The sequence below is a fragment of the Luteimonas aquatica genome (genome assembly GCF_022662575.1).
Lineage (GTDB): Bacteria > Pseudomonadota > Gammaproteobacteria > Xanthomonadales > Xanthomonadaceae > Luteimonas > Luteimonas aquatica.
Genome location: NZ_JALBFU010000001.1, coordinates 1,095,412 through 1,113,701 on the forward strand (window position 1 = coordinate 1,095,412; position 18,290 = coordinate 1,113,701).

At 68.9% G+C, this 18,290-nt stretch carries 15 protein-coding genes; 11 read left to right on the forward strand and 4 right to left on the reverse strand.

Going from position 1 to position 18,290, the window contains the following annotated elements:
• The first annotated feature begins 91 nt into the window (after positions 1-91).
• A complete protein-coding gene (locus MD221_RS05115; protein ID WP_242108265.1) occupies positions 92-769 on the forward strand; it encodes a hypothetical protein in 678 nt (225 codons plus the stop codon).
• A 148-nt stretch (positions 770-917) separates the two neighbouring features.
• Positions 918-2,921: a CocE/NonD family hydrolase gene (locus MD221_RS05120; protein ID WP_242108267.1), complete on the forward strand. Its 2,004-nt coding sequence runs from the start codon at positions 918-920 to the stop codon at positions 2,919-2,921.
• Positions 2,922-2,988: 67 nt separating this feature from the next.
• Here the strand turns inward: MD221_RS05120 and MD221_RS05125 are convergent, their stop codons facing one another.
• Positions 2,989-3,951, reverse strand: a complete 963-nt coding sequence (locus MD221_RS05125; protein ID WP_242108269.1) for an alpha/beta fold hydrolase — start codon at positions 3,949-3,951, stop codon at positions 2,989-2,991.
• A gap of 268 nt (positions 3,952-4,219) precedes the next feature.
• On the opposite strand from MD221_RS05125, the gene MD221_RS05130 reads away from it, so the two are divergent.
• Complete coding sequence (locus MD221_RS05130; protein WP_242108271.1) at positions 4,220-5,086, forward strand: NAD-dependent epimerase/dehydratase family protein; 867 nt, start codon at positions 4,220-4,222, stop codon at positions 5,084-5,086.
• Positions 5,087-5,313: 227 nt separating this feature from the next.
• Positions 5,314-5,790, forward strand: a complete 477-nt coding sequence (locus MD221_RS05135; protein ID WP_242108273.1) for a GNAT family N-acetyltransferase — start codon at positions 5,314-5,316, stop codon at positions 5,788-5,790.
• Positions 5,791-5,894: 104 nt separating this feature from the next.
• Here the strand turns inward: MD221_RS05135 and MD221_RS05140 are convergent, their stop codons facing one another.
• On the reverse strand, positions 5,895-6,962 hold the full coding sequence (locus MD221_RS05140; protein ID WP_242108275.1) for a DNA topoisomerase IB: 1,068 nt from the start codon (positions 6,960-6,962) through the stop codon (positions 5,895-5,897).
• Between the two features lie 259 nt (positions 6,963-7,221).
• On the opposite strand from MD221_RS05140, the gene ligD reads away from it, so the two are divergent.
• Both ligD and MD221_RS05150 read left to right on the forward strand, forming a co-directional pair.
• Entirely contained in the window at positions 7,222-9,756 is a 2,535-nt protein-coding gene (ligD, locus tag MD221_RS05145; protein ID WP_242108278.1) for a DNA ligase D, read from the forward strand.
• Between the two features lie 13 nt (positions 9,757-9,769).
• Complete coding sequence (locus MD221_RS05150) at positions 9,770-10,183, forward strand: low affinity iron permease family protein (protein WP_242108280.1); 414 nt, start codon at positions 9,770-9,772, stop codon at positions 10,181-10,183.
• Between the two features lie 29 nt (positions 10,184-10,212).
• Here the strand turns inward: MD221_RS05150 and ku are convergent, their stop codons facing one another.
• Positions 10,213-11,103: a non-homologous end joining protein Ku gene (ku, locus tag MD221_RS05155; RefSeq protein ID WP_242108281.1), complete on the reverse strand. Its 891-nt coding sequence runs from the start codon at positions 11,101-11,103 to the stop codon at positions 10,213-10,215.
• A gap of 3 nt (positions 11,104-11,106) precedes the next feature.
• Entirely contained in the window at positions 11,107-11,535 is a 429-nt protein-coding gene (locus MD221_RS05160; protein WP_242108282.1) for a hypothetical protein, read from the reverse strand.
• Positions 11,536-11,852: 317 nt separating this feature from the next.
• Between MD221_RS05160 and MD221_RS05165 the strand changes: the two genes are divergently transcribed.
• From MD221_RS05165 to MD221_RS05185, 5 genes are all read left to right on the forward strand, one after another.
• Positions 11,853-12,455, forward strand: coding sequence for a hypothetical protein (locus tag MD221_RS05165; protein ID WP_242108283.1), 603 nt, complete (start codon positions 11,853-11,855; stop codon positions 12,453-12,455).
• A 16-nt stretch (positions 12,456-12,471) separates the two neighbouring features.
• Complete coding sequence (locus MD221_RS05170; RefSeq protein WP_242108284.1) at positions 12,472-13,446, forward strand: SDR family oxidoreductase; 975 nt, start codon at positions 12,472-12,474, stop codon at positions 13,444-13,446.
• Between the two features lie 281 nt (positions 13,447-13,727).
• On the forward strand, positions 13,728-15,845 hold the full coding sequence (locus MD221_RS05175; protein WP_242108285.1) for a TonB-dependent siderophore receptor: 2,118 nt from the start codon (positions 13,728-13,730) through the stop codon (positions 15,843-15,845).
• A gap of 157 nt (positions 15,846-16,002) precedes the next feature.
• A complete protein-coding gene (locus MD221_RS05180; protein WP_242108286.1) occupies positions 16,003-16,545 on the forward strand; it encodes a hypothetical protein in 543 nt (180 codons plus the stop codon).
• Between the two features lie 122 nt (positions 16,546-16,667).
• A complete protein-coding gene (locus MD221_RS05185; protein WP_242108287.1) occupies positions 16,668-17,888 on the forward strand; it encodes an esterase/lipase family protein in 1,221 nt (406 codons plus the stop codon).
• The last annotated feature ends 402 nt before the right edge of the window (positions 17,889-18,290 follow it).

Sequence of the window (18,290 nt, forward strand, 5' to 3'; positions counted from 1 at the left end):
TGAGGGCGACAACGCCGTGCGTGACTTCCGGCAGGCTGGCACCCGATGCCGCCTTGCTAGAGTCGCGCCACCCTATCGCGGGACGGCCGGCATGTTCGATTCCAGGGCTCATCGCATCGCGGCCGCCCTGGTGGCGGTGGCCTACGTCGGCATCCAGACCTTCCAGTGGTCGGTGTTCGCCGCGCTGCCGCCCGCGCAGGACGCGGCGCAGGCCCTCTTGCAGGGTCCGCATCCCCTGAACATCGCACGCGCACTGTCGATGCTGCTGTCGTTCTTCGGCCTGACTTATCTGTTCCTGGTGTGCTGCGCGCTGGCCTTCCCCCGCCGGCCGTCGGCCGCGGTGGCCGCCTTCCTCGGCTTCTTCGTGTTCTGCCTGCTGGAAGTGATGCTGCGTTCGGTGGAGCTGTTCCACGTCTACCTGTCGCTGCCCGCGCAGTACCTGGCGGCCACGACCGACCAGGCGCGCGCCGCCTTGCTCGGCCAGCAGGCCTTGTTCGGCGCCGTGCAGCGCGCGCTGTATTTCCCCCTCGGCTTGAGCTGGATCCTCGGCAGCGCATTGCTGTGCGCCGCCCTCGGCGGCAGGCGCTACGACTGGCTTGCCCGGCTGGCTTTCGGCTTGAACGCCCTGCGGCTGGTGCTGCGGCAGCTGGACGTCTACGCCTTTCCGCCATCGAACCACGACGCGCTCTACGACATGCTGTACCTGCCGCTGGTGTACGCCACCTTCCTGCCGGTGGCCGCCTGGCTGCTGCTGCGCCCGGCCAAATAAGCGGCGGGCCATGCTTCCGGGACAGCCGAGTACATCCTTGCCTGATCCGGACTTGTCGACCGGACTTGTCGAACGATAGGAAGAAAGTCACGTTCGCCGGGCGGCGCGCTGCGGGATACTTCGCGATTCTCGTCCGGAGACAGCCCGCATGCAGACCGCCGCCCCGCGCCATCCCCTCGTCCATGCCGCCCTGGCGACGGCGCTGACGCTCGCGGCCGGCCTGCCGGCCGCGGCCCAGCAGCGCGATCCGAACGCGAAGCTGATCGCGCAGCGCAACGACATCGAAAAGCGGCTGCAGGACATCGCCGTGGTGGAGCGCAAGGTCATGGTGCCGATGCGCGACGGCAAGCGCATGGCGGCCGACGTCTATCGCCCGAAGAACGCCAAGGGCAAGGTGCCCGTCATCTTCGTGCGCACCCCGTACAACTTCAATTTCTGGGACGTGCGGCTCGGCGCGCCCAGCGACATGAGCGACGAGCTGGAAGCGGTGAAGCGCGGCTATGCCTACGTGCAGATGAACGAGCGCGGCCATTTCTTTTCCGAAGGCAACTACGAGATCCTCGGCGCGCCACTGAGCGACGGCGTGGATGCGGTGCGCTGGATGGCCTCCCAGCCGTGGTCCAACGGCAAGGTCGGCACCACCGGCTGTTCGTCGACGGCGGAATGGCAGCTGGCGGTGGTATCCGAAGGCGAGCCGGCCTTCGCGACCTTCAACGTGCAGGGCTTCGGGGCCGGCGTCGGCCAGGTCGGCCCGTACTGGGAGCAAGGCAACTGGTATCGCGGCGGCGCGGTGCAGCTGCTGTTCCTGTCCTGGCTCTACGGCGAACAGAACCAGGTGCGGCCGATGTTCCCGCCGGGCACCTCGCAGGCCGAGCTGATCCGCGTCTCGAAAATGTTCGACCTGCAGCCGCTGATGCCGCCGGTGGACTGGGACAAGGCGTTCTGGCACCTGCCGGTGAAGGACATCCTGAAAGCCGTGGACGGCCCGCCCGGCATGTTCGCCGATCCGATGCCGATCCCGACCGGCGGCAACATGATCGCGCGCGCGCCGGACGATCCGGCCTGGCGCAAGGGCGGCCTCTGGCACGAGGGCATGAAGATCGACAGGCCGGGGCTGTGGTTCATGAGCTGGTACGACGTCTCGGTGTCGCCGAACCTGGCCGCCTACAACTGGGTGCGCCAGAACGCGAGCAAGGCGATCGCGGACCAGCAGTACGCGGTGATTTCGCCGTCGCTGCACTGCGCCTACAAGCGCGACACCAAGGACACCGAGATCGGCGACCTGAGCGTCGGCGATCCGCGCCTGGACTACGACGCGCTGGTCTACGGCTGGTTCGACCACTTCCTCAAGGGCGAGGACAACGGCCTGCTGCGCAAGCAGCCGAAGGTGATGTACTACGTGATGGGCGAGAACAAGTGGCGGCAATCGTCCACCTGGCCGCCCAAGGGCGCGCAGACGCGAACCTTCCACTTCAGCAGCGGCGGCCAGGCCAACACGCTCTACGGCGACGGCAAGCTCACCGCGCAGCCGGATGCCGAGGACCGGCCGGACCGCTTCGTCTACGACCCCGCGAACCCGGTGCCGACCTTCGGCGGCGGCGGCTGCTGCCAGGGCAATGCGGTGAAGTTCGGCGCCTTCGACCAGCGCGCGCACGAGACCCGCAACGACATCCTCGTCTACGACACCGAGCCGTTCCGCGAAGGCGTGGAGGTCAGCGGCCCGATCACCGTCACGCTGTACGTCTCCTCCAGCGCCAAGGACACCGACTTCACCTTCCAGGTCATGGACGTGGCCCCGGACGGCAAGGCCTTCAACGTCACCGAGAACATCCAGCGCATGCGCTACCGCGAAGGCTACGACAGGCCGCCGGTATGGATGCAGCCCGACGGCGTCTACAAGGTCACGTTCCAGCCGATCGACACCAGCAACTACTTCAAGGCCGGGCACAAGCTGCGGGTGGCGGTCTCCAGCAGCAATTTCCCGCGCTTCGACCGCAACCTCAACACCGGCGGCAACAACTACGACGAGACCCAGGGCGTGATCGCACGCAACGCCGTCCACCACGATGCGCAGTATCCCTCGCAGGTCACGCTGACGGTCGTCCCCGGCGGCGGCGAGCCGGCGACCGTCAGCCTGAAGGACGCCGACTAGCTCCAGCCGGCGGGCCGCCGGGAGAAGGACTCGAACGGCCCGCCGGCATCGCGTGGGCGCGGACGGATCAGTTCTTTTCCCCGGACAGCTGCGCATCCCAGGACTTCGCGTCGCTGCGGCCGGCCAGGAACGGCGCCACCGCGTCGACCAGGCGGGGCGAGGCGAAGATGTCGTAATGGGTGGCGTCGGGCAGGATCGCCAGCCGGTTCTTCGACAGCGTCTCGCGCTGCCAGCCGGCATCGCGCTTGCCGCCGCCCAGCAGCTGGTAGAACGCGATTTCGGACTCGGGCCGGTACATGTCGCCGTCGCCGTACACCAGCATCACCGGCCCCTGCAGCCTGGCGACGTCCGCCGACCAGTCGAAGGACTGCCGCATCAGGCCGCCGATCGCGTCGAGCAGGCGCGGAAAATCCTCCGGCTTCGGCGCCACCGCCGCATAGGTGTTGTACATCGGCGTGTCGCGCATCATCGGCGCGCTGTTGGCGTCGATCGTCTTCTGCATCGCGCGGATCTCGGGGTAGAACGCCTCGCTGGTGTGCGAGGCCGACACCAGCACGAGCTTGCCCACCTGGGCAGGCCGCTGCACCGCCATGCGCAGGGCGACGCCGCCGCCCAGCGAATAGCCCATCACGTCGACCTGGCGATAGCCCAGGCGCTGCACCAGCGCCGCCATGTCGTCGCCCATCGATTCGATCTTGAACGGCCGCTCGCCGAGCGGCGTGCGGCCATGTCCCTGCAGGTCCACCAGGATCACCGTGTTCCGCTCGGCCAGGCGTTCCAGCACGGGCCCGAACATCGACCCCGCGCCAAGCCCGCCGTGCAGCAACAGCAGCGGCTGCCCCTGCCCGTGCAGTTCGTAGTAGTAGTCGACGCCGTCGACCGACAGCGTACCGCTGCGGGCCGCCGCCGCGGCAGGCGCGGCTTCGGCGTCCAGCGGGACGGGAACGGCGGCGGCGGAAGCGGATACCGCCAGCAGGGCGGCGAGCAGACAGGTCTGGAGCAGGCAGGTCTGGAGCAGGAACTGGCGCATGGGACTCTCCGGTTGCATGGGTGCCGAGGCACGGTTCGATGGATTTCCTCCAAGCGACGCGCGGGCAGGCGCCGGATCGACAAGGCGGCGACATTTTTTTGCCCGGATGGCCCTCTCCACGGCCGAGGCCCCGAATCCGCTGGCCTGGAGCACTTCGCCGACGGCGCGGCAAGCCTTCGGCAGGACCTCCGGCCTCCCCCTTTCCCGACCTCGCGCGCGGTTATGCTGGCCCAGGCGCAACACATCGAAGGAACGTGGGCTCATGGGCATGCGCATCGCCGTCCTCGGGGCGACCGGCGTCTACGGCCGCCATCTGCTGCCGCGCCTGGCGGCCGCCGGCCACCGCGTGCGCGCCCTAATGCGCACGCCGTCGGCCGCGGCTTCCGCGCTTGCCTGCGGGGCCGAGCTCGCGGCGGCCGATCTGTTCGACGAGGCTTCGCTGCGCGCCGGCCTGGCCGATTGCGACGTCGCGATCCATCTCGCCACCCAGCTGCCCAGCCCGGCCTCGCCGGGCGACTACGCCGCCACCGACCGGCTGCGCCGCGAAGGCACGCCGCTGTGGATCCGCGCCTGCCACGCCGCCGGCGTCGCGCGCGTCGTGCAGCAGAGCATCGCCATGGTCCATGCCGGCGGCGGCGCCGCCTGGGCCGACGAGGACACGTTTCATCCGCAGGCGCAGGACAGCCTCGCCGGCGCCGCCATCGCCGCCGTCGGCGAGATGGAAGCGACGATCCGCGCATCGCGGCTGGATTGGCTGATCCTGCGCGGCGGCCTGTTCTACGGACCCGGGACCGGCTTCGACGACGCGTGGTTCGCCCGCGCGCGCGCCGGCGGCTTGCGGATGCCCGGCGACGGCGAGGACTACATCTCGCTGGTCCACGTCGCCGACATGGCCGCGGCGACCGTCGCGGCGATCGAGCGCTGGCCGTCCCGGCAGGCCTTGATCGTGGCCGACGACCGCCCTTCGCCCTGGCGCGAGGTGCTGGGCCACGTCTGCGTCCTTGCCGGAAGCGCGCCTCCGCAACCCGGCGGACGCATGCTGATGCCCTCCTTCCGTGTTTCCAACCGCCGCGCCCGCGAGCGATTGCCATGGACGCCGCTGTACCCCGACTATCGGGCGGGATTGGCGCGCTGAACGCACGACGCGCGGCGACGAATCTTCCCGCCGCAGCGGCAAGCTGTTACCTTGCCCGCCATCTCGCAGGGAGACAGGCCTTTGTCCACCGTCATCGAATCCCGGACCGCACCGGTCGCGAAGGCGGGGACGAAACGCCGCTATCGCTGACGGCCGGGCTTCGCGCCCGGTTCCCGCTTCTCGACCGCCGCTGCCCCTTGGGCACAACCCTCATTGTCGAGAACATCATGCTGATCGAAGCAAAGGCGCGCGACTTTGCCGCGCTCCTGGACGCGCGCGCGCCAAGGCAAAACCTGCGACTGGTGCCGGATTGCGCCATCGCCCCACCCGACGTCCTGCGGATGCTGGGCGATCTCGCCGCCGACATCCGGCGGCATTTCGCACCATCGGCGTGGATGATCGTGGAGAACGGCGAAGTGGTGGGCCTGTGTTCGGTGATCCGCCCGCCGCTGGCCGGAGAACTGCACATCGGCTACGGCATCGCGCCCCGCCGGCAGGGCGCCGGCGTCGCCACCCGCGCCGTCGCGTCCCTGGCCGATTGGGCGCGCGGCGATCCGCGCGTGGCCAGGATCACCGCGGAGACCTCCGTCGGCAACATCGGTTCGCAACAGGTCCTGGCGCGAAACGGATTCCGGCGGACAGGCGAACGCATGGATGCGGAGGATGGGCCGCTGTTCTGCTGGGAGTTGCACACGGCGGAATAAGCCAGATGCAGGCGCCGGATCTTCATGGCCCGGCGCCCGCCCGCTTCGCGCGATGCGCACCGGGTCCGAGAGCGGGCCCGGCGCGGGCTCCCCGCGCCGGCACCTCAGCGCCGCGGCCTGCGGCGCGCCTGCTTGAGGAAACGGACCAATGCCTGTTCCCACTGGCGCGCGCCGCGCGCCGTAGCGGCCGCACGCGCCAGGCTGCCGTCCTGCCATCCCGGGAACAGCGACGGGTCGATATAGGATTTGCGGCTCACCGCCGGCGTGTTGCCCAACAGGGCGGCGACCTCGCCTGTCACCTCGCCGCGCACTTTCGCCAGCGCGCGGTCGGACAGGCGCTTGGGCAGCGGCATCGCCGCCAGGCACTGGAAAGCCTTCATGGTGCCGGCCCAGGTGCGGAATTCCTTGGCGGTGAACGGCGCGCCCAGGACGCGCAGCAGATATTCGTTCACCGCCCCGGAATCGACCGGACGCAAGCGGCCGCCGTCGTCGCGGTACTGGAACAGCTGCTGTCCCGGCAGGCTCTGGCAGGCCCGCACCAGGCGCACCAGGCGCGGATCGTCCACGGACAGCGTGTGCCGGCGTCCACCCTTGCCCTTGAAGCTCAGCCGCGCGCGCCCGGCGCGCAGGAAGCTGACGTGCCGATTGCGCAAGGTGGTCAGGCCGTAGGAACCGTTGCTGCGCTCGTAGGCCTCGCTGCCGATGCGGATCTGCGTTTCCAGCAGCAGCGATACCGCGATCGCCAGCACCTTGTCCGCCGGCAGGCCCGGCAGGCGCAGATCGGCGCGCAGCCGCCTGCGCAACCGCGGCAGCGCATTGCCGAAGTCGACCAGGCGGGCGAACTTGTCCGCGTCGCGGACCGAGCGCCAGTCGGCGTGATAGCGGTATTGCTTGCGGCCGCGCGCGTCCCTGCCCGTGGCCTGCAGATGTCCGCGCGGCGTCCGGCAGATCCACACGTCCCGGTATGCGGGCGGAATCGCCAGTGCGCGAATGCGCTCCAGCGTGCGCGGCTGCGCCACGCGCCTGCCGCCGGGCAGGCGGTACACGAAGCCGCGCCCGGAGCGCATGCGGACGATGCCCGGCTCCTGGTCGTTGACGTACAGCAGGCCCGCCGCGCGGGCGCTGCGTTTTCCGGTGGCGTCCGCGGATCGATCTCGAGGTTGCGACGGCATGCCGGGACTCCATTCGCGTAGGCGTGCGGGCGCCGGCATGGCGCCGCACGGATCCCGGGCAGAATCTCATGGACAGATGAACCGTTTGGCAATGCCGCTCCGAATGCGACGCGCTTAACGTTTCGATCCGGTCGACGGATGCGTTTCTTTGCGGAGGCATAACGAAAGCCGACGCATGATCGCCGGCATCGCAATCTTCTGGCACGCGATCAAGCCCGGACGCTCCATCGATGCCGCCTGATCGCACGCCGAGCGCATCGTGGCGACACTGACCGATTACCAACGCAAGCGACGCTTCGACCAGACCCGGGAACCGGAACCCGGCAAGCGCCTGCCGAAAGGCCGGCGGTCGATCTTCGTCGTCCAGCTCCATCACGCCAGCCGCCGCCATTACGATTTCCGGTTGCAGGTCGGCGACGCGCTCAAGAGCTGGGCAGTGCCCAAGGGGCCGTCCTACGACCCCAAGGTCAAGCGCATGGCCGTGGAGGTCGAGGACCATCCCCTGGACTACGCCGAGTTCGAAGGGGAGATTCCGCACGGCCATTACGGCGGCGGCCACGTGGCGCGATTCGACACCGGTTATTGGTCGACCGAAGGCGATCCGGAAGAGCAGCTGGCGAAAGGGCATCTGCGCTTCGAGCTGTTCGGCGCCAAGCTCAAGGGCGCCTGGCACCTGGTGCGCTCCGGCAAGTCGGCCCGGCAGCCGCAATGGCTGCTGATCAAGGACCAGGACGCGTTCGCCGGCACGCTCGAGGCCGACGATCTGCTCGCCGACGTCGCGCCGCCGCCGGCCGCGGACGCGAAACGCGCCGGCAAGGGCAAGCCCGGGAAAAAGCGGCTGCGCGAGGTCGCGCAGCCCAGGCGGCGCAAGCGGCCATGGGCGGAAATCGCGGCGAAATTGCCCGGCGCGACGAAGGCGGGCCGGCAAGCCGGCTTCTTCGAGCCGCAGCTCGCCCAGCTCGTGGAGGCGCCTCCCGACGGCGCGCAATGGCTGCACGAGATCAAATGGGACGGCTACCGCCTGGTCGCCCGCATCGTCGACGGCAAGGCCGAGCTCTGGTCGCGCAATGCGCTCGCATGGACGGCGAAGGTCCCCGAGATCGCGGCGGCGCTGGAAACGTTGGGCCTGCGCTCGGCGGCGCTGGACGGAGAACTGATCGCCGGCGGCGGCAACAAGGACGACTTCAATCTCCTGCAGGCCACGCTCTCGGGCGACAAGCAGGGCGTGCTCAGCTACGTGCTGTTCGACCTGCTGCAGGTGGACGGCATCGATATCCGCAAGGCGCCGCTCTCCGTGCGCAAGGCATTGCTGGCGCGGATCCTCGATCCCGCCCCCGCCCATCTCTCCTTCAGCTCGCATGTTCCCGGCAGCGGCGCACATGCCTACGGCCTGGCCATCGATGGCGGATTCGAGGGAATCCTCTCCAAGCGCGCCGATCGCCCGCACGTTTCCGGAAGAAGCGGCGAATGGCGCAAGACCAAGTCGCTGGCCAGCGACGAGTTCGCCATCGTCGGCTACACCGCGCCGAAGGGGCGCAGGACCGGCTTCGGCTCGCTGCTGCTAGCGCGCCCGGATGCCGAGCACGGCTGGCGCTATGCCGGCCGCGTCGGCACCGGCTTCAGCGAGGCCATGATCGACGACATCAGCGCCACGCTGGGCGCCTCCGCCAAGCGCCCCACCGTCTACGTGCCGCCCAACGACACCGACCTGCGATCGGCCCGCTGGTTCGCGCCGGCCGCGGTCGTGGAAGTCTTCTATCGCGGTACCGGAAGCCAGGGCCTGCTGCGCCAGCCCTCGCTCAAGGCGCTGCGCCCGGACAAGACGCCGCGCGACCTGCTCGATTCCGACCGCGCGCCGCGCCCCATCGCTAGGAAGAAGACCGTGAAGACCGCCAAGACCGCCCCGCGCCTGACCAGCCCCGACAAGCTGCTCTACCCCGAGGACGGCATCACCAAGCGGCAGGTGGCGGACTACTATGCCGCGATGGCGCCGTGGATGCTGCCGGAGATCGAGGGGCGGCCGCTGTCGATCGTGCGCTGCACGCAGGGCATCGACCGGCAGTGCTTCTTCCAGAAGCACCACGTGGCCGGCCTGCACGCGGTCGACACGGTGCGGCTGAAGGAGGAGTCGGGGCATCGCGCCGACTACCTGGTCGTCCGCGACGCAGACGCGCTGATGGAACTGGTCCAGTTCAATTCCATCGAGTTCCATCCCTGGGGCGCGCTGGCCAAGACGCCAGACCGCGCGGACCGCATCGTCTTCGACCTGGATCCCGGCCCCGAGGTGGCCTGGCGCGAGGTGGTTTCCGCGGCGCGGCTGCTGCACCGCATCCTCGAGCGCGACCTGCGGCTCCGGTCGTTCGTGCGCACCTCCGGCGGCAAGGGCCTGCACGTGGTCGTGCCGCTCAATCCCGGCTGCCCATGGTCCCTGGTCAAGCCGTTCGCCAGGGCGATCGCGGAGATGCTCTCGGAAAGCCGCCCCCTGGATTTCGTCTCCACGGCGACCAAGAAATTCCGCAAGGGCAGGATCTTCGTCGACTACCCGCGCAACGGCCGCGGCGCCACCAGCGTCGCCTCGTTCTCGCTGCGCGCCCGGCCCGGCGCCCCGGTGGCCATGCCGCTGCGCTGGTCCGAGCTTTCCAAGGTCGCCGGCGGGCACCAGTTCACGCTGGAGAACGCGCCGCGACGGGTGAAACGCTGGCGATCCCACCCATGGGCGGGCATCGGGAAGGTCCGGCAGGATCTCGACCAGGTGCGCCGGCTCCTCAAGCTGCGCGCATCCACCGAAGGCTAGACAGGAGAACGCCATGTCGTCCTGGTTCAACCGCATGACCAGCCACGCCTCCAGGATCGCCGGCCATCCGCTCACTTTCGTCGCGGCGGCGGCCCTGGTCGTGGCCTGGGCCGCGTCCGGGCCGCTTTTCGGCTACAGCGAGACTTGGCAGCTGGTGATCAATACCAGCACCACCATCGTCACCTTCCTGATGGTATTCCTGCTGCAGAGCACGCAGAACCGCGACACCGCCGCGCTGCAGATCAAGCTCGACGAGCTGATCCGGATCAGCAAGGCCAGCAACGCCCTCCTCGACCTGGAGAACCTGGACGAGGCCAAGCTGGAAAAGCTGCGCGACGAGTACGTGCGCCTGGCCCGGGAGTTTCGCGAGAGCAACGGGGACGTGACGGCCCGCGGCCCGGCCGACGCGACGGCTGCCGAAGACTAGGCGCCGCCGCGGCGAAGGGGCGTTCGGCGTCAGGCCGTCTTCTTGGCGCGCTTCTTCCTGGCCGGCGCCTTGCGGGCCTTTTTCGCCGGCGTTTTCTTCGCGCCCTTGGCGGGCGAACCGCCCTTCTTCTCCAGGCTGCGCTTGAGCAGCTCCGCGAAGTCGATGACGTTGGTCGCGGCGTTCTCCGGCAGCCTGGCCTCTTCCGAGGCCTTGCCGCGCACCACGTGCTTCGATTTGACCCGCTTCTCGATGACCTTGTGCAGGCGCTCCCGGAAGTCGTCCTTGTAGCGGCCCGGCTCCCAGCTTCCGCTCATCGAGTCGATGAGCTTCTCGGCCATCTGCACCTCGCGCGGGGAAATCTTCCATTTCGACATGCCGCCCTTGGGCAGGCCGTAGTCCGCGGGATCGACCAGCTCCTGGGCATAGCGCAGGATCATCATGACCAGGGCGTCGCCGCGCGGCATCACCGCCGCCAGGTACTCGCGCGTGCGGATCACCACATGCCCGACTCCGACCTTGCCAGTGTTCTTGAGCACTTCGCGCAGCAGGACATAGCCTTTTTCGGCCTTCTTGCCCGGCTCCAGGACGTAGGGCTTTTCGTAGAATTCCGCGGCGATGCTGTCGGCGTCGACGAACGCGTCGATCTCGACCGTCTCCTTGTGGTCCGGCGCCGCGGCGGCGATGTCCTCCTCCTCGATCACGACATAGCTTCCCTTGTCGTATTCGAACGCCTTGACCACCTCCTTCCAAGGCACCTCCTCGCCGGTTTCCTCGTTGATCCGCTCGTAGCGGATCGGCGCCTTGTTCCGGCTGTCCAGCATGCGGAAATGCAGATCGACGCGGCGCTCGCCGGTCATCAGCCTGACGGGAATATTGAGCAGCCCGAAGGAAATCGTACCTGTCCAGATGGGGCGCGCCATGGCTCAGCCCCGCTGGCTCGGGACGGCCGGAGCGGCATGACGGAAAGCGCCCGCGCCCTGCTTCTGAAGGCCCCGCCAGACGGTTTCGACGACCGGCCAGGCCTGGTCCCAGCTCAGGCGGGAAACGCCCCGGGTACGCAGGTAGCAACCCATGAGCTCCGTCTTCAGCGCGTCCACCGGGCGGCCGTGCGCGCGCACGTAGGCATCGATGCCCAGCTTCACGGCGGGGACGTAATCGCTGCGGCGCATTCCCATGCCGAGCGCGAATTCCCGGTAGCGGTCGCACCAACGGCCCAATTCCGCTTCCATGTTGACGAATTCGCGAACGGCCCCGGCATCGCCCGGCGCATGGCATGCCGAATCCCTCCCGCGCGTCGGCGCGCTGCCTGTTTTCGAAGCGCCCCGGCAGAGGTAGGGCGAATTCTCGACCATGAGGACTTCCAGCCTGTCCCTCGTCGCCCGGTTCGTCCTGGTCCGCATCACATTGCTTTCCGCACGAATGCCCATTTTCCGCTCCTTCTTCGGTGCTGGATCCCCCGCTTGTTAACTATTCGCTATGACCACGGTTCCGCGTCGCATTCACGGTGACAGACCCTACACGCCACTTCAATCGACGGCGATTGCATTCCGTCAAGTTGATCGGATGCATTCATCATGCAGCCATCTTCCACGCGCAAGCAATGAACTGTTCACGGAACGGGAACGATGCGCGGCGTAATCAGGATGCACGATCCAACGGGAGCATCGAGATGGGAAGAAAAGCCGATGGTGCGCAGGTCCACGAACTGCTGTTGCAGGCATTGGAGACGGAGCGTGGCGGCATCGAGATCTACACGGCCGCGATCAAGGCGGCGAAGAACGAAGACCTGCGCAAGGAATGGCAGGGCTATCTGGAGGAAACCCGCACCCACGAACGGGTGCTGACGCACGTCTTCGGCGAGCTCGGCATGGACCTCGAGGAGAAAAGCCCCGGTCGCGCGGTGGTCGCGCACCTCGGCGCCTCGCTCGTGCAGGCCATCGAGATGGCCGCGTCGAAGGCCGACCCCGCGGCGGCCGAACTGGTGGCCGCCGAATGCGTGGTGCTGGCCGAAACCAAGGATCACCAGAATTGGGAGTTGATCGGACAGGTGGCGCGGCAAGGCGGCCCGCATGCGGCGCTGTTCCAGCAGGCTTTCGAGGCGGTGGAGAGCGACGAGGACCATCACCTCTATCACACCAAGGGCTGGTGCCGTGAGCTGTGGATCCAAAGCCTCGGGATGCCGGCCGTGCTGCCTCCGCCAGAGGAGGTAAAGCATGTCGAGACGGCGATCGGCGCCGCGCGCGCCGAGAAGGCACGCGAAAAAATGATGTGACGACCAAGGACGCCCCATGACCGCCCCGAAAAGCGCATCCGCGACAGCCAAGCGGCAGCGCAAGATCCAGAAACGCATCGACGCCAAGCCGCCGGCGAAGAAGGCCGCGAAATCCACGCCCGTGCAGGCCGGTCCCAGAAAGCAGCCGCAGAACCCGCTGCCCGCGCAGCACCTGCGCAAGCCGGGACTCGAGGCCGACCTGCGCCTGCCGCCCCGCTATCTGGCCGAGGATTATCGCGGCAGCGGCAAGCTCGAGGGCATGGCGGCGATCGTCACCGGCGGCGACTCGGGCATCGGCCGCGCCGTGGCCGTGCTGTTCGCGCGCGAAGGCGCCGACATCGCCGTCCTGTATCTGAGCGAGCACGAGGATGCCGAGCAGACCAGGCGCGACGTCGAGCACGAGGGCCGGCGCTGCCTGCTGATCTCCGGCGACGTGCGTGACAGCGCCTTCTGCCGCAAGGCCGCCGCGCAGGTCAAGCGCGAGTTCGGGCGCATCGATGTCCTGGTCAACAACGCCGCCTTCCAGCTCCATGCCGAGCGCATCGAGGACATCACCGACGAGCATCTGCAGGAAACCCTGCAGACCAACATCGGCGGCTACTTCCACATGGCGCGCGCCGTGGTGCCGCTGATGGAGCGCGGCGCGAGCATCGTCAACAACGGATCAGAAACCGGCTTGTTCGGCAGCAAGCACCTGCTCGACTATTCGGCCACCAAGGGGGCGATCCATGCCTTCACCAAGGCGCTTGCGGGCAATCTGCTCGAACGCGGCATCCGCGTGAACTGCGTCGCCCCGGGGCCGGTCTGGACTCCGCTCAATCCGGCCGACAGGCCCGCCGCCGAGGTGGCGAAATTCGGCCAGGACAGCGCCATGGGCCGTCCCGCGCAGCCGGAGGAGATCTCGCCGGCGTTCGTCTTCCTGGCCTCTCCGGTCACCGCCGCCTACGTCAACGGCATCGTCCTGCCCGTCATGGGCGGGCCCCACGGCTGATCCGCGAACGCTTGGGGGAAAGGCCCCGCGGCGGCCGGCCGCGCCTCCCGTCGGCCGCGCGCCGGCCGTATAATCACGGCGCTGCGCGAGGCTCCGGCCCGCGCCTCCAACGCCTCAAGCCGACGCCAGAGGAATGTCTTTCTTCCCCTGGAATCGCATGCATGTCCGTGCCTTGCCGCTCGTGGTGGTCTCCTTTCCTTTCCGCTCCTGACGCCGTGCTTCCCTGTTCCGCCGGGAGGCGCCGGCGGCGCACGCCATTGGCGAAGGCCGTCGTAGCCGCCATGCTCGCGCTCGCCGCGGGACACGCGTGGGCGCAATCGCCGCCCGTGGAGGCGGCCGCTGCGCATGCGGACGAAGCGAAAACGCTGGACACGGTGCAGGTCACCGCCAACCAGCTCGGCACCGTCACCGAGGGCAGCGGCGCGTATACGCCAGGCACCATCGCCACCGCCACGCGGCTGGTGCTCACGCCGCGGCAGACGCCGCAGACCATCAGCGTAATCACCCGCCAGCAGATGGACGACTTCGGCATGACCGGCATCGACGATGTCATGCGCGTCACGCCCGGACTGAGCATCGTGACTTACGACAGCGAGCGCACCGAGTACTACGCGCGCGGCTTCCCGGTGCAGAACTTCCAGTACGACGGCATCCCGATGCAGCGCGATTCGGCCTACTCCGCCGGCAATACGCTCAGCGACATGGCCATCTACGACCGCGTCGAGGTGCTCAAGGGCGCGACCGGGCTGCTGACCGGCATCGGCGATCCGGGCGCCACCATCAACCTGATCCGCAAGAAGCCCGCGCGCGAGGGCCTGCGCGGCAGCGCCACCCTGGGCGCTGGCTCCTGGGATGAGTACCGCGCCGAAATCGACGTCGGCGGACCGCTGCGCGAGGACGGCCGCGTGCGCGGCCGCGCGGTGGCCGCGTTCCAGGACGCGCACGCCCACACCGACCACTACCGGCGGCGCAACGAAGTCCTGTACGGCATCCTGGAGGCCGACCTGGACGACGGCACGCTGCTCACCGTCGGCGCCGACTACCAGGACAGCGACCCGCGCGGCTCCAGCTGGGGCGGCATCCCGCTGCTCGACGGCAACGGCGATTTCTACCGCAGGCCGCGCTCGTTCAACAACGGCGCGCGCTGGAGCCGCTGGCGCCAGTACACCCGCACCGGCTTCGCCACGCTCGAGCACCGCTTCGGCGACGACTGGATCGCCAAGCTGCAGCTCAACCACCAGGTCAACGGCTACGACGCCGCGCTCGGCGCCGCCGCCTCCGGCAATCCCGATCCGCTCACCGGCACCGGCGTCGGCCTGTGGCTGGGACAGTACGTCGGCAAGACCGTCAGCAACGCCGCCGATTTCTATCTCAGCGGCCGCTTCCGGTGGTTCGGCCGCGAGCACGAACTGGTGGTCGGCGGCAGCGTGTCGCGCAAGCGCTGGACCAATACCGGCTACTCCGCGCCCGCGGACTACCCGCTGCAGGTTCCCGACTACCGCACCTGGGACGGCGACATCCCTGAGCCGGCCTGGATCCCCAGCTTCGCCAACGACGACGTCACCCGCGAAAGCGGCCTGTACCTGGTCGGCCGCTTCGATCTCGCCGATCCGCTCAAGGCCATCGTCGGCAGCCGCATCGCCAACTACAGATCGGTCGATATCGACAAGAGCGGCATCGTGGTGCCCTACGCCGGCCTGGTCTACGACCTGAGCCCGCATCTGTCCGCCTTCGCCAGCTACACCACGATCTTCAAGCCGCAGAGCAACCAGGACGAGCAAGGCCGCAGGCTCGACCCCTTGGAAGGCCGCAACTACGAGGCCGGCCTCAAGGCGGAGTTCTACGACGGCCGCCTCAACGCCAGCGTAGCCGCGTTCCGGCTCGAGCAGGACAATTTCCCGCAGCCCACCGGCGGGCGCACGCCGAGCGGCGGCATCGCCTACCGCGCCCTGCCCGGCGTGCGCACCCAAGGCTACGAGCTCGAACTGTCCGGACAGCTGCGCCCCGGCTGGCAGATCCAGGGCGGCTATACGCGCAAGGTGGCGCGGCAGTCCGGCGAGAAGATCTCGACGCTGGAGCCGGAAGACCAGTTCAGCGTGCACACCAGCTATCGCCTGCGCGGCTCGCTGCAAGGCTGGACGGTCGGCGGCGGCGCACGCTGGCAGAGCTCGACCTGGGGATCGATCCCGCTGCCCGCCGGGGGCACGGTCGAGCATCGCACGGCGCCTTACTGGCTGCTCGACCTGATGGCCCGCCACGAGTTCAACGAACGGCTGTCGGCGACGCTCAATGTCGGCAACCTGCTCGACAAGCGCTACTACACGATCTTCGATGTCTACAGCACCTACACCTGGGGAGAGCCGCGGAACGTGCGCCTGGCGGTGACCTACCGCTTTTGATGCCGGGCCGGCGGCGCCGGCCATGCAGGGCTGGCGGGCCGTCGTTGAACTTTCCCTCCACCGCCGCGCTCCAAGTCCGGTCGTTGCACGGACGCTGCCAGGGAAGCGCAGCCGACGAGTGGAGGGAACCGGAGGGAGAGCGCTGGCCTGCCTTGCCGTGGTGCTCGTGCACCTCCTGCTCTGGCGGATGCTCGTCCTGGCGCCGCCGCCTCCCCATCGCGCACCGGCCACGGCTGTGGTCTGGATCGATCCGCCCGCCGCCCCGACGCCGCTTGCCCGGCCGCCGGGGCCGTCGCAACGCAGGGCGCCGGCGGCCTCCCATCGCCCGCGGCCGGCCCGCACGCGCGCGCCACGACCCGCGACGGCAACCGTGGATGCGCCTCCCCCTTCCTCCGGCGCCGCCGACATCCTCGCGCAGGCGCATCGATGGGTACGCGCCAACGAACCGATCGTGATCGCGCCGGCCGACCCGATGCGCTCGCATATTCCCAGGCTGCCCGGCAAGAAAGGATGGCTTCCCGCGCCGCCGCCGCCCCCGACCCTGGAAGGCATCGACCGCGGGCGGCGGATGATGGGCGAAGCGGGATACCTGCAGGACTTCTGCGCGCGGACACGCATGTCGATTGCGGCGCTCGAGCCGCAGGGGGACAGTCCGGAACTGCAACGCCAGCGCAGGCGATGGCAGGCCTACTGCCGATAGCCGTCCGCGACGGCCCGAACAGCCGCGCGCGCCGGCCATGGACCGGCGCGGCACTCCGATCGCCGTTGATTCCGCCGCGACGGGCGCCTAGGATTTCGGCACCGACTTTTCCTGGCCACGCGATGTCCTTGCGCAAGCGACAGGTTTCACGAGGCGTCGCGGACGATCTGCGCGGCATCGGACAACTCGCGATCGACGGCGTGATCGGCGCTGCCGAACTGGTCGAGGCCACGCATGCCGCGATCACGTACCTGCCTGCGGCGATAGGCCGCCCGGCCCCTGCCGCCACCACCGGCGTGACCGGATTGGCGTACCGCAGCGTTCGCGGTCTCACCCGCCTGGTGGGCGACGGCATGGACCTGTCGCTGTCCGCGTTCGCCTCGACGCTGGGCAGCGTCGGCCCGTCGCCGTGGCGCGATGCGATCCTCTCCGCGATCAACGGCGTGCTGGGCGATCACCTGGAAGCCAGCGGCAATCCGCTGGCGATCCCCATGCGGTTTCGACGCGATGGGCAGGAACTGCCGCTGGCGCGCGGCGCCCTGCGCGCACGGCTGCCTCAAGCCGGCGGCAAGCTGCTGGTCATGGTGCACGGCCTGTGCATGAACGACAGGCAGTGGAAATACGATGGCCACGACCACGGCGAAGCCCTCGCGCGCACCTTGGGCTACACCCCGGTCTACCTGCACTACAACTCCGGACGGCGCATCTCGGACAACGGACGGGAACTGGCCGGGTTGCTCGAGCGATTGCTCAAGGCCTGGCCGGTCGACGTGGAGGACGTCGTGTTCCTGTGCCACAGCATGGGCGGGCTGGTGGTCAGGAGCGCGCTCGAGGCCGGCCTGCGCAAGGACAAGTCCTGGACGCGGTTGCCGCTGCGTGCCGTATTCCTGGGCACCCCGCATCATGGCGCGCCGCTGGAACGCGCCGGCAACTGGGCCGAGCAACTGATTGCCTTCAGCCCCTACAGCGCCCCGTTCGTGCGCCTGAGCCAGCTGCGCAGCGCGGGCATCCAGGATCTTCGCCACGGCAACCTCCTCGATCGCGACTGGAAACGCGGCAACGGCCGCGAGGACAACCGAACCCCGCTGCCGCTCCCCGCGGCGGTCCGCGCCTACGCCATCGCCGCGACCACGCAGGCGGCACGCCGGGACGGCAAGCCCCGCCGCCTGAGCGGCGACGGACTGGTCCCGGTCGCCAGCGCCCTGGGCGATCACGCCAATCCCGCTTTCGACCTCGGCATTCCCGCGTCGCGGCGATGGATCGGGTACGGCATCAATCATCTCGAGCTTCTTGGCGATGCGGCCGTGTACGCGCGCATCCGGCGGTGGCTGAAGGCGGACTAGCCTCTTTCCACCGCATCGCGCGTCCGATCGCCGGCGCATCGACAGGCCGCCGCCAATAGCCCTTCCAGCCGGTGTCGAACGAGGCATCACGATTTCACGGCGCCATCACGGCCTCGCGCGGCGGCGGCATCGCATGCCGAAGCATCCGGACACCGCGCACGTCCTTCTCGTCCGGCCACCGGCAAACCCAATCCCGTTCGCTCTTCGCATTCCGTGATGCGTCTTCAATTCAGAAAACCGCTTGTGCGCAAAACCTAGGGATTACCCCAGTTAACACGATCCAATCCCGCGCCCATCCTGATTTCGGCGAAAGCTTCGCAGCACCGTTTGCGTTGCGGCGGGCGCCGACGGCAAGACGCCGCTCGACCCGCAGATTCCGCGGCCGCCAGGCTCGTCTCCGGA

Excerpts from the sequence above, each read along its gene's own strand:
- MD221_RS05120 (WP_242108267.1), top strand. The coding sequence starts at position 918 with ATGCAGACCGCCGCCCCGCGCCATCCCCTCGTCCATGCCGCCCTGGCG.
- MD221_RS05185 (WP_242108287.1), top strand. The coding sequence starts at position 16,668 with ATGTCCTTGCGCAAGCGACAGGTTTCACGAGGCGTCGCGGACGATCTG.
- MD221_RS05165 (WP_242108283.1), top strand. The coding sequence starts at position 11,853 with ATGGGAAGAAAAGCCGATGGTGCGCAGGTCCACGAACTGCTGTTGCAG.
- MD221_RS05160 (WP_242108282.1), bottom strand. The coding sequence starts at position 11,535 with ATGGTCGAGAATTCGCCCTACCTCTGCCGGGGCGCTTCGAAAACAGGC.
- MD221_RS05170 (WP_242108284.1), top strand. The coding sequence starts at position 12,472 with ATGACCGCCCCGAAAAGCGCATCCGCGACAGCCAAGCGGCAGCGCAAG.
- MD221_RS05130 (WP_242108271.1), top strand. The coding sequence starts at position 4,220 with ATGCGCATCGCCGTCCTCGGGGCGACCGGCGTCTACGGCCGCCATCTG.
- MD221_RS05115 (WP_242108265.1), top strand. The coding sequence starts at position 92 with ATGTTCGATTCCAGGGCTCATCGCATCGCGGCCGCCCTGGTGGCGGTG.
- ku (WP_242108281.1), bottom strand. The coding sequence starts at position 11,103 with ATGGCGCGCCCCATCTGGACAGGTACGATTTCCTTCGGGCTGCTCAAT.
- MD221_RS05135 (WP_242108273.1), top strand. The coding sequence starts at position 5,314 with ATGCTGATCGAAGCAAAGGCGCGCGACTTTGCCGCGCTCCTGGACGCG.
- MD221_RS05150 (WP_242108280.1), top strand. The coding sequence starts at position 9,770 with ATGTCGTCCTGGTTCAACCGCATGACCAGCCACGCCTCCAGGATCGCC.
- MD221_RS05140 (WP_242108275.1), bottom strand. The coding sequence starts at position 6,962 with ATGCCGTCGCAACCTCGAGATCGATCCGCGGACGCCACCGGAAAACGC.
- MD221_RS05125 (WP_242108269.1), bottom strand. The coding sequence starts at position 3,951 with ATGCGCCAGTTCCTGCTCCAGACCTGCCTGCTCCAGACCTGTCTGCTC.
- MD221_RS05175 (WP_242108285.1), top strand. The coding sequence starts at position 13,728 with ATGCTCGCGCTCGCCGCGGGACACGCGTGGGCGCAATCGCCGCCCGTG.